General features: G+C 70.4%; 7 protein-coding genes and 1 other RNA gene. 7 read left to right on the plus strand and 1 reads right to left on the minus strand.

Features of this window, described 5'->3' with window-relative positions:
• The first annotated feature begins 223 nt into the window (after positions 1-223).
• The 3 genes from VG296_RS27430 (at position 224) to prfB (ending at position 5,030) form a co-directional block, all read left to right on the plus strand.
• Positions 224-1,681 carry a serine/threonine-protein kinase gene (locus VG296_RS27430; protein WP_325570700.1) on the plus strand — a complete coding sequence of 486 codons (1,458 nt, stop codon included), beginning with the start codon at positions 224-226 and terminating at the stop codon, positions 1,679-1,681.
• A gap of 107 nt (positions 1,682-1,788) precedes the next feature.
• Positions 1,789-3,852 (plus strand): protein kinase domain-containing protein, encoded by a 2,064-nt coding sequence (locus VG296_RS33315; protein ID WP_325570702.1) that lies wholly within the window; start codon positions 1,789-1,791, stop codon positions 3,850-3,852.
• 80 nt (positions 3,853-3,932) lie between these two features.
• On the plus strand, positions 3,933-5,030 hold the full coding sequence (gene prfB, locus VG296_RS27440) for a peptide chain release factor 2 (protein WP_325570704.1): 1,098 nt from the start codon (positions 3,933-3,935) through the stop codon (positions 5,028-5,030).
• Positions 5,031-5,259: 229 nt separating this feature from the next.
• Here prfB and VG296_RS27445 read toward each other — a convergent pair whose 3' ends face one another.
• The gene (locus VG296_RS27445) at positions 5,260-5,448 is read right to left on the minus strand and encodes a hypothetical protein (protein ID WP_325570706.1); all 189 of its coding nucleotides are present in this window, start codon (positions 5,446-5,448) and stop codon (positions 5,260-5,262) included.
• Between the two features lie 149 nt (positions 5,449-5,597).
• On the opposite strand from VG296_RS27445, the gene ftsE reads away from it, so the two are divergent.
• The 4 genes from ftsE (at position 5,598) to ssrA (ending at position 8,448) form a co-directional block, all read left to right on the plus strand.
• Positions 5,598-6,287, plus strand: coding sequence for a cell division ATP-binding protein FtsE (gene ftsE / locus VG296_RS27450; RefSeq protein ID WP_325570708.1), 690 nt, complete (start codon positions 5,598-5,600; stop codon positions 6,285-6,287).
• Positions 6,288-6,358: 71 nt separating this feature from the next.
• On the plus strand, positions 6,359-7,267 hold the full coding sequence (ftsX, locus tag VG296_RS27455; RefSeq protein ID WP_325570710.1) for a permease-like cell division protein FtsX: 909 nt from the start codon (positions 6,359-6,361) through the stop codon (positions 7,265-7,267).
• Positions 7,268-7,281: 14 nt separating this feature from the next.
• Positions 7,282-7,758 (plus strand): SsrA-binding protein SmpB, encoded by a 477-nt coding sequence (gene smpB, locus VG296_RS27460; protein ID WP_325570712.1) that lies wholly within the window; start codon positions 7,282-7,284, stop codon positions 7,756-7,758.
• Between the two features lie 281 nt (positions 7,759-8,039).
• Positions 8,040-8,448: a transfer-messenger RNA gene (ssrA, locus tag VG296_RS27465) on the plus strand.

Genomic DNA, 8,448 nt, shown 5'->3' on the forward strand with positions numbered 1-8,448 from the left:
GGATCCGCCGAGGCACAAGCGGTGCGGCGCGAAGCCTTCCACCGGATTCCTTCGTGGAATTAAGGTAGCGATTGGGGTACAAACCGCCATCCCAGACGCCGGAGGATCACGGGCGCGCACTACGCTGGCCTCGCACCACCGCGAGACCACCAGGCGCACCACCGCCGCCACCGCACCGCTTGCACTGCCGAACGCCGCAAGGCCGGGGAGGAAAGGGTTTGACGTGGGCCAGCCGATCGGCAGCCGCTATGAGCTGGAGACGCAACTGGGCCGTGGCGCGTTCGGCGCGGTCTGGCGCGGCAGGGTGCGCGAGACCGGCGAGGCCGTCGCGATCAAGGTGCTGCTCGAGGAGCTCGCCAACGACGCGGACGTCGTCACCCGCTTCCTGCGCGAGCGCACCGCGCTGGTGTCCATGCGGCACCGCTCGCTCGTCTCCGTGCGCGACCTGGTGGTCGAGGGCGACGTCCTCGCCCTGGTGATGCAGCTGGTCGAGGGGCCCGACCTGCGCGCCTACGTGCGCAGCCGGGGCACCCTGGGGGCGACCGAGTCCGCGCTGCTGGTGGCCGACGTCGCCGAGGCGCTCGCCGTGGCGCACGCGGCGAAGATCATCCACCGGGACGTGAAGCCCGCGAACGTGCTGCTGCAGCCGGACGACGGCGGCTACCGGCCGCTGCTGACCGACTTCGGCATCGCGCGGCTGGCCGACGCCCCCTCCGTCACCCGCACCAGCCAGGTCGTCGGCACGCCGTACTACCTCGCCCCCGAGGTCATCTCGGGCCAGCAGCCGACCCCCGCGGTGGACGTGTACGCCAGCGGCATCATGTTCTTCGAGCTGATGACCGGCCGGCCGCCCTTCCGCGGCAGCGACGCCATGGAGGTCTTCCAGGCGCACCAGACCCAGCCGCCGCCCCGCCCGGACGGCGTCTCCGACCCGCTCTGGTCGGTGATCGCCTCCGCGCTGGCCAAGGACCCGACACGCCGTCCGGATGCCGGGCAGCTCGCGGTCCGGCTGCGCGCCGCCGTCGGCTCCGGCCAGCCGGGTTCGGCCGGCCGGCTGCCGGTGCACCCGCGCGAGGGCACCGTCGTGCTGCCGAAGCTCACCGAGGCCGAGCTCGCCCCGCCCGCCAAGACCCCGCCGAGCCGCACCCCGGCCGCGGCCGCCGCGGTGGCCGGGGCGGGAGCCGCCGCAGCCGCCGCGCCGACCCGCCCGATCAGCACGTACGCGGCCAACGCGGCCCCCGCCGCCGCCCCGGTGCTGCCCTCGGCGCGCCCGGCCGCGCAGCCCAACGGCTATCCCGCGCAGCCCGTCTTCCCCGGCCCGTCCGCGCCGCGCACCCCGCGGGACGCGATGCCGCAGCGCGGCACGGGCTACGCGCCGCAGTCCCAGCAGGCCGCCTACCTGCCGCCGCAGCAGCGCGCCACCGCGCCGGTGCAGCAGCCGCGCCCGGTCGTCGGCCCCGCCCCGCTGCGTCAGGCCCCACGCCAGCCGCGTCCACCAGCCGCCTACGATCCGGTGCCCAGGAACGGCATCGGCTGCCTCGGCCGGATCGCGATCCTGCTCATCGTGCTGGCGCTGGCCGCGCTGATCGGCGTGGAGATCGGCAACAAGATCGCCAAGGACCGCGGCGAGCCCCCGCTCACCCACAGACTCGGTTTCTCGATCAGTCGTCAGATCAACTGATTCCGTGCGTCTGCGCGCTGAACCGGCCGCGCGCCGCTAGGGTGAAGCCCGTCGTATAGCGGCCAGTGGAGCGAGCAGTGACACGCAGGATCGGTAGCCGGTACACGGTGACGCGAGTGATCGGCCGGGGCACCTGCGGGACCGTATGGTCCGGCGAGGGTCCCGAGGGCCCGGTCGCCATCAAGCTGCTGCACGAGGATCTGACGGCCGATCAGGCGCTGATCGCGCGCTTCGTCCAGGAGCGGACGGTGCTCACCGGCCTGCGCCACCCGCGGATCGTGGGCGTGCGCGACCTCGTCGTGGACGGCAACGACCTCGCCCTGGTGATGGACCTGCTGAACGGTCCGGACCTGCGCGGCCGCCTCGACCGGGAGGGGCCGATGCCCCCGGACCAGGCCGTCGGCATCTGCGCCGACATCGCCGAGGCGCTCGCCGCCGCGCACGAGCAGGGCATCGTGCACCGGGACGTCAAGCCGGAGAACGTGCTGATCGACGCCGTGGGCCGGGGCAGGCTGACCGACTTCGGCATCGCCCGGCTGGTCGACGGGCCGCGCCGGAACCGCGCCACCCGCATCGTCGGCACGCCGGACTATCTCGCCCCCGAGGTCATCGAGGGCTGCCCGCCGGGCCCGGCCGTGGACGTCTACGCGCTGGCCACGGTGCTGTTCGAGCTGATGACCGGTTGGACCCCGTTCGGCGGCGGCCATCCCGGCGCGGTGCTGCGTCGGCACGTGACCGAGCCCGCGCCGCGGGTGCCCGGGATGCCCGACGCGGTAACGGATCTGATGGACCGTTGCCTCGCGAAGACCCCGGCCGCCCGGCTGTCGGCCGCCGAGTTCGCCGCGTCGCTGCGGGAGTGCCGTCCCGCGCTCGCCGGGCTGCCCGCGCTCCAGGTGCCCTCTCCGCGCGGCGACGGCACCTACCCGACCGGAGCCGCGGCCAACGCGGGCACCGTGCCGCTCGTGCAGGCCGCGACCGACCCGCTCTCCGACGACTCGCGATCGACGCACATCAACCAGATGAAGGCGATCAAGGAGCCGCTCGACCCGGAGGAGGACGCCGAGCCCGGCAAGGGAGGGCGGCGGCGCGGCGATCGTCGGCGCGCCCGCTGGCTCCCGGCCGCGATCGGCGCCGGCCTGATCCTGCTGTCCGTGCTCGGATTCGTGCTCAGCCAGGGCGGTTCGTCCTCTGATCAGGGCACCGGCCCGGCGGCTGACGCGGCGACGACTCCCGGCTCGGCGGCGGCTTCGGCGAGCGCCAAGGCCTCGGCCGAAGCGACGGCCTCGGCCGCCTCGACCGCACTCACCGCGCTGCCCGAGTCGGGCGGCTTCGGCTTCGCGGCGTACTCGAGCCTGCCCGCCCCCTCCTCGGCGATCGTCGGCGCGGTGCAGCTCGCCTACTTCGACGGCTTCATGTACGCGGCGACCACCGGCGCCGACGGCAACGTGCGCGTCGCCTCCGTCCCGGCCGGCGCGAGTACGACGGGAGCGAACTGGACGATCGTGCCCGGCGTGGCCAGTTCCGTGCAGCCCGCCCTCGTCGGCGCGGCCGACGGCCTCGAGCTCTACGCCACCGCGACCGGCGGCAAGGTCATGCGCGCCGCACTCAGCACCCCCGGCACCGGCTGGTCCGGCTGGTCCCAGCTCGGCACGGTGCACGCCGCCGGAGCGCCCGCGGCAGCCGCGGACGGCCCCCAGACGATCGTCGTCGCCGCGACCTCGGACAAGCACCTGGCCGAGGGCGCGGTCGCCAACGGCAAGTTCACCGCGTGGCAGGACCTCCCGCAGGCCGGTCTGATCGACCCTCAGGTCGCCGTCGCCTCGCACGGTGGCGCGGTCGCGGTGTACGTGGTCCGGGCCTCGGACGGCGCCACGATGCGCGTCTACGACGACGGCAAGGGCTGGCAGTACGCCTGGCCGACCGGCGCCGCGGGCCAGCCCGCCACCGCGTACGCCGCCGACGGCCGCCCCGACCTGTTCGTGCTCTCCGCCTCGGCCGGCGTGCAGGTCTTCGAGTTCTCCGGCGCCGACCTGCACGGCACGATGAACTGGGCGTCGGCCGGGGTCGCGGCGGTCAACGCGCCCGGCGTGACCAGCGTGCCGAGCGGCGGCGTCGCCCTCGCCGCGGTCAACACCGACGGCTCGGTCTCCGTCTACACGACCACGCGCTGACGCGCCTGCCGACGCACTTGTCGGCCGCGCGGTAAAACCGAGGCGAACCGCACGCCCCGCGTCGCGTAGTCTTAAGAGCTGTGTCGGTAGACCTTGCTGAAGAGCTCAAGAACCTCAAGTCCACCATGGCGTCGATCGAGGCGGTCGTGGACCTCGACGTGCTCCGCGCGGAGATCAAGCGGCTGAACGAGGAGGCCGCCGCGCCGGACCTGTGGGACGACCAGGCCAAGGCGCAGCAGGTGACCAGCCGACTGTCCAACCTGCAGGGCGAGCTGGCCCGCGTCGAGGGCCTGCGTCGCCACCTCGACGACCTCGAGACGCTGTACGAACTCGGTGTCGCCGAGGACGACGCGGACACGCTCGTCGAGGCCGAGGCCGAGCTGCCCGCCGTGGCCAAGGCGGTCTCCGAGATGGAGGTGCGCACGCTGCTCAACGGCGAGTACGACTCCCGCGAGGCGCTGGTCACCATCCGCTCCGAGGCGGGCGGCGTGGACGCGGCGGACTTCGCCGAGATGCTGCTGCGGATGTACCTGCGCTACTGCGAGCGGCACGGCTTCCCGACCGAGGTCTACGACACCTCGTACGCCGAGGAGGCGGGCATCAAGTCCGCGACCTTCCAGGTCAAGTCGCCCTATGCGTACGGCACGCTCTCGGTGGAGCAGGGCACGCACCGGCTCGTGCGCATCTCGCCCTTCGACAACCAGGGCCGCAGGCAGACCTCGTTCGCGGGCGTGGAGGTGCTGCCGGTCGTCGAGCAGACCGATCACATCGAGATCCCCGAGGACGAACTGCGGGTGGACGTCTACCGCTCCTCGGGCCCCGGCGGCCAGGGCGTGAACACCACCGACTCGGCCGTGCGCCTGACGCACCTGCCGACCGGCATCGTCGTGTCCTGCCAGAACGAGCGCTCCCAGCTGCAGAACAAGGCCTCGGCGATGGCGGTCCTGCAGGCCAAGCTGCTCGATGTGAAGCGGCGGGAGGAGCAGGCCAAGATGGACGCGCTCAAGGGCGACACGGGCGGCTCCTGGGGCAACCAGATGCGGTCCTACGTGCTGCACCCGTACCAGATGGTCAAGGACCTGCGCACCGAGTTCGAGACGGGCAACACCTCGGCCGTGCTCGACGGGGAGATCGACGGCTTCATCGAGGCAGCCATCCGCTGGCGGCGGCAGCGCTAGTCGCGGGAGATCGACGGGCAGTGATCATCGAGGCAGCGATCCGGTGGCGGCGGCAGCGCTAGTCGCGGCGCACCGTTCACTTCATTCACTTCGCGCACAACAAGACCGGCGTCCCTCGGGAAGGTTCCCGACAGGGCGCCGGTTTTTCTGTCAGCGCACGGTAATCGGACGGTAATCCCGTGCATTCAAGTGTTTTAGGCTGGTAAATGTGACCGGAGCCACATCCGGGTCACGCGAATCGGACGTCCAGCGCCACGGCGGCTATCAGCGCGGCCACCACCGCCAGCAGCATCCACCAGGTGGCGTTAAGTCCGTTCCGCCCGTATCCGTACTGGTCACGCGTGGCACGGCAAGCCGGGCAGCGGCCCTCGGACACCCTCCCGGCGCAGTAGGCGCACACCAGGTCGTCTCGTCGCATCGGTTCCTCCTCGTCACCGATGACAACGCCCCGGCGTCGTCATCCGTTCCCTCCTACCCGTCCCCGGCGTCCTACACTCCAGGGAAGTTCGCGCGACTCCCCCCGGCGGGGGCCGCGCTCTTCACTACACTGCCGGACGTGATGCAACCGTGATTAGCTTCGAGAACGTCAGCAAGACGTACCCGGGCCAGGAGCGCGCCGCCCTCGAGGAGATGTCCCTGGAGGTCGAGCGCGGCGAGTTCGTCTTCGTGATCGGCTCCTCCGGTTCCGGCAAGTCGACCTTCATGCGGCTGATCCTGCGCGAGGAGCGGCCCACCACCGGCCGCGTCATCGTGGCGGGCAAGGACCTCTCCCGGCTGTCCAACTGGAAGCTGCCGCACCACCGCCGGCTGATCGGCACGGTCTTCCAGGACTTCCGGCTGCTGCCGAACAAGACGGTGCACCAGAACGTTTCCTTCGCGCTCGAGGTGATCGGCAAGCCCAAGGGCCACATCAACAAGGTGGTGCCCGAGGTGCTCGACCTGGTCGGCCTGGACGGCAAGGAGGACCGGCTGCCGAGCGAGCTGTCCGGCGGTGAGCAGCAGCGTGTCGCGGTGGCCCGGGCGTTCGTGAACCGGCCGATGATCCTCATCGCGGACGAGCCGACCGGTAACCTCGACCCGGAGACCAGCGTCGGCATCATGAAGCTGCTCGACCGGATCAACCGCACCGGAACGACCGTGGTCATGGTCACCCACGACCAGGCCATCGTGAACCAGATGCGCAAGCGGGTGCTCGAGCTCGATCAGGGCCACCTCGTGCGCGACCAGGCCCGCGGCGTGTACGGCTACGTGCGCTAACCGCAGGCGGCCCCTCGCCGCCGGCCCCGTCCGCCCCACCACGAGAAGACTTCTGCAGGGAATCGACCGACATGCGGATCCAGTACGTACTCCAAGAAATCGGCCACGGCCTGCGACGCAACCTGACGATGGTGATCGCCGTCGTCGTCTCCACCGCCGTCGCGCTGACCATGCTCGGCGCGGGCCTGCTCATGTGGCAGCAGACGAAGGCGATGGAAGGCTACTGGTACGGCAAGGTCCAAGTCGCCGTATACATGTGCAACCAGAACGACGTCGGCAACGCTCCGAACTGCTCGAGCCAGGTCACCGGCGCCGAGAGCGCCGCGATCAAGGCCAAGCTGCAGAGCACGCCGTACGTCCAGCAGGTCATCCTCGAGTCGCAGAACGAGGCCTACCAGCACTACGAGCAGGAATACGGCAAGACCGCGCTCGGCCAGAACGCGACGCCCAGCTTCCTCGAGTCGGACTTCCGGGTGAAGCTGAGCGACCCGTCGAAGTACCAGATCGTCGAGGGCGCTGTCGGCGGCATGCCGGGCGTCGCCTCGGTGGTGGACGAGCAGCAGCTGCTGCAGCCGCTGTTCACGTTCATCCACATCGCCGAGTACACGGCGGTCGGCGTCGCGTCGGTCATGCTGGTCCTGGCGTTCCTGCTGATCTTCAACACGGTCCGGCTCTCCGCGTTCAGCCGACGGCGGGAGACGGGCATCATGCGGCTGGTCGGCGCGTCGAACTTCTACATCCAGATGCCGTTCCTGCTCGAGGGCGCCGTCGCGGGCCTGTTCGGCGGCGTGCTGGCCTCGGGCGTGCTGATCGGCATCAAGGCGTTCTTCATCGACGGGATCGTCGCCCCGCACCTGACCTCGATCCAGTTCATCGGCTGGGGCCCGTTCGTCTTCATCGTCCCGGTGCTGCTCGGCGCGGGCGTACTGATGGCTGTGATCGCATCCGCGTTCACGCTGCGTAAGTACTTGCGCGTCTGAGCGATAATCGAACCATGGTCAAGGAGCAGGGGCAGAAGACGATCGCCCGGAACAAGAAGGCGCGGCACGAGTACGCCATCGAGGACACCTATGAGGCCGGCATCGTGCTGACCGGAACCGAGGTGAAGTCGTTGCGCGAGGGTCGCGCCTCCCTGGTCGACGGCTTCGCCCAGATCCGCGACGGCGAGCTCTGGATGTACAACGTGCACATCCCCGAGTACAACCAGGGCACCTGGAACAACCACGCCCCGCGCCGGCTGCGGAAGCTGCTGCTGCACAAGGCCGAGATCCAGAAGCTGATCGGCAAGACGAAGGAGTCCGGCCTGACGCTGATCCCGCTGGAGCTGTACTTCAAGGACGGCAAGGCGAAGGTCGAGCTCGGACTCGCGCGCGGCAAGCGGGACTACGACAAGCGCCAGACGCTCCTGGAGCGCACCATGAAGCGCGAGGCAGATCGCGCCATGACCGCCGCGCGACGCCGGCAGCGGTAGTGGGGCAGCGGTAGCGCAGCGCAAGCGGCCAGCGGCGGCCGGCGGCGGACGTCCTCGGGTGGCGGCGTTACGACGCCCGACCCCCGGCCCCCTATCCCCGCCGCCTGTTCGCTGATCGCAAACAAGTGGCTGCCGCCGCTCGCCACCCGCTATCCTTGAGGGAGCTTCAGCCGCGTCGCCTGGACGTCGGCCGTTGTTTGAGAACTGCACACGTACGCTCTTCTGCGCTCGCCCGCCCTCCGCGTGCGAGCCGTCGTACCCGTGTGTGGTTCCGCCACCTCGGGGGTGAACGGTTTCGACATTGGACGTCGACGCAGGGGAAGCGGGCCGAGGAAGCCGTGATGATCTCGTTAACCAATAACACGGCAAAAAAACAAATGCCAACCACAACTCGGTTGCCCGGAACACGATGGCCCTCGCTGCCTGATCTAGCTCTTCGCTAGACCAGCAGTAAGGTTTCACCGCTGTTCCCTTGTCGCCCCAGGATCGCCCCCGACCTGGACCGCGGCATCATTTAGGGGGCAAACCCCCACGATCAGGCCACGGGTGAGTGGGGAAAACTTTCGTGGCTGGGCTTGTCGGTGACCCGTCCCGGGGATCAGCGGAGCCGAGAAACTCATTCGGGAATACGCCCGTAGAAGCCCTGCAGAGCCGCCGATGGACCCGGGTTCGATTCCCGGCACCTCCACT

Origin of the sequence: Actinospica sp. (assembly GCF_035552695.1) — a bacterium.
Taxonomy (GTDB): Bacteria; Actinomycetota; Actinomycetes; order Streptomycetales; family Catenulisporaceae; genus Actinospica.

Bases quoted from the DNA above. Each gene is read 5' to 3' on its own strand.
- smpB (WP_325570712.1), top strand. From the start codon at position 7,282: ATGGTCAAGGAGCAGGGGCAGAAGACGATCGCCCGGAACAAGAAGGCG.
- ftsX (WP_325570710.1), top strand. From the start codon at position 6,359: ATGCGGATCCAGTACGTACTCCAAGAAATCGGCCACGGCCTGCGACGC.
- VG296_RS27445 (WP_325570706.1), bottom strand. From the start codon at position 5,448: ATGCGACGAGACGACCTGGTGTGCGCCTACTGCGCCGGGAGGGTGTCC.